Raw genomic sequence first — 1,985 nt, forward strand, 5'->3', positions numbered from 1 at the left:
AGTTCTCGCGAAGCCGGATCCGGCCCGCTTCTGGGCGATCATCTGGGAGCCTGCTCTCAGGTGCCCGGTGGGAGGTGGAGGGCCCGGCAGCCGGCGCCCGAGTAGCCGCCGGCGCAGTCGACGACGAGGTGGAACGGGGCGTGGGCCCGGGCCTGGGCCAGCGCGTCGCCCGCGCCGTAGTCGAGGACGACGTCGGCGCCCAGCTCCGCGACCAGGCCGGCGTTGCGCGCCGAACAGACGCCGGCCACGAACGCGCCCTCCAGCTTGGCGATCTGCACGGCGAGCTGGCCCACCGCGCCGGAGGCGCCCAGGACCAGCACGCGCCGGTCGGCGGGCCGCTGCCGGGGGGTGCGGCCCAGGTCCACCACCGCCATCCGGGCGGTCACGCCGCTCACCGGCAGGGCGGCGGCCACGGTCAGGTCGACCTCGTCCGGCACCGCGCAGAGCTGGTCGGCGCGCACCACGACGGTGTCGGCGTAGGAGCCGCGCTGGCCCCGGGAGAAGTCGGTCCCGCCGACCACGCGGTCGCCCGGCCGGACGCCCGTGACCCCGGGGCCGACGGCGTCGACCACCCCGGCGAAGTCCACCCCCACGACCACCGGCGGCCTCGGCCCCAGCACCCGGGCGGCCAGCCGCAGCGGGCCGTGACTGCGCATCTTCCAGTCGACCGGATTGACCCCGACGGCCCGGACACCGACCCGGACCTCACCCCTGCGGGGCTCGGGCGTGGGCAGGTCCACGAGCACCAACCGTTCCCCGGCCTTCCAGGTGCGCTGCGCCATGGCTCTCATGGGTCGTAGCGTACGGCGGCGGCCCGGGCGCCGTACGGCCGAGGGGGCCGGTGCGCGCGCGGCCCCGGTCGCCCGGCGGGCGGCCGGACCCGCGCGAATGGGGTCGAAGGGCCCCAGACGCCGTCGGCGCGGTCAACCTACGGTGACGTTACCTACGGAACCGTAGGTTCGCCCGTCGACCGAGAGTTGAACCCCTGTGAGCAACACCTCCGCCCGCACCCGGTGGACCGATGCCCGACTCCTGGAGGCCCTGGAGGAGGTGGTCGAGCGCGAACTCGACCGCCACCTGCGGGTCTTCAAGGAGTGGATGCCGCACGAGTACGTGCCCTGGGGCCGCGGCCGGGACTTCGACGGCCCGCTAGGCGGCGAACCGTGGGCGGCCGGGCAGTCGCCGCTGACCGAGGTGGGCCGGGTCTCGCTGGTGGTGAACCTGCTGACGGAGGACAACCTGCCGAGCTACCACCACGAGATCGCGAGGCTGTTCGGCCGCGACGGCGCCTGGGGCACCTGGGTGCACCAGTGGACCGCCGAGGAGGCCCGGCACTCGACGGTCCTGCGGGACTACCTCGTCGCCTCCCGCGCCGTCGACCCGGTGGAGCTGGAGCGCGCCCGCATGACCCACATGCGGGGCGGCTTCGTCTCCGACCACCGGCACTCGCCGCTCCACACGGTCGCGTACGTCGCCTTCCAGGAGCTGGCCACCCGCATCGCGCACCGCAACACCGGGCACGCCTCGGGCGATCCGGTCTGCGACCGGATGCTGGCGCAGGTCGCCAACGACGAGAACCTGCACATGATCTTCTACCGGAACCTGCTGCGGGCCGCGTTCGAACTCGCCCCCGACCAGGCGATGCAGGCCGTCAACGAGGTGGTCACCGGCTTCCGCATGCCCGGCCACGGCATGCCCGGCTTCGAACGCGCCGCCGTGCGGATCGCCGTCGACGGCGTGTACAACCTCCGCGTCCACCTCGACGACGTGCTGCTGCCCGTCCTGCGCCACCTCAAGGTGATGGAGACCGGCGGGCTGGGACCGGACGGGCTCAGGGCCCAGGAGGAGCTGGGGCTGGTACTCGACGGCCTGGCGGCCCAGGCGGCCCGCTTCGACGCGCGGCAGCCTCGACGAAGGCCGGCAGCAGCGCGGGGTGGTCGAGGAAGGACAGGTCGGGGGCGGCGGTCATCGGAGCGGCTCTCTGT

The 1,985-nt window shown here is 74.4% G+C and carries 2 protein-coding genes; one reads left to right on the forward strand and one right to left on the reverse strand.

From position 1 onward, the window contains the following. Positions 1-56 precede the first annotated feature (56 nt). Complete coding sequence (locus ABZ885_RS40090; RefSeq protein WP_360199979.1) at positions 57-791, reverse strand: NAD(P)-dependent alcohol dehydrogenase; 735 nt, start codon at positions 789-791, stop codon at positions 57-59. A 196-nt stretch (positions 792-987) separates the two neighbouring features. Between ABZ885_RS40090 and ABZ885_RS40095 the strand changes: the two genes are divergently transcribed. Next, positions 988-1,985, forward strand: a 998-nt coding sequence (locus tag ABZ885_RS40095) for an acyl-ACP desaturase (protein WP_360199981.1), incomplete at its 3' end; no start/stop codon positions are given.

It is taken from the genome of Kitasatospora sp. NPDC047058 (assembly GCF_040643935.1).
Lineage (GTDB): Bacteria > Actinomycetota > Actinomycetes > Streptomycetales > Streptomycetaceae > Kitasatospora.

Coding starts and splice junctions, on each gene's coding strand:
- ABZ885_RS40090 (WP_360199979.1), bottom strand. CDS start 791: ATGAGAGCCATGGCGCAGCGCACCTGGAAGGCCGGGGAACGGTTGGTG.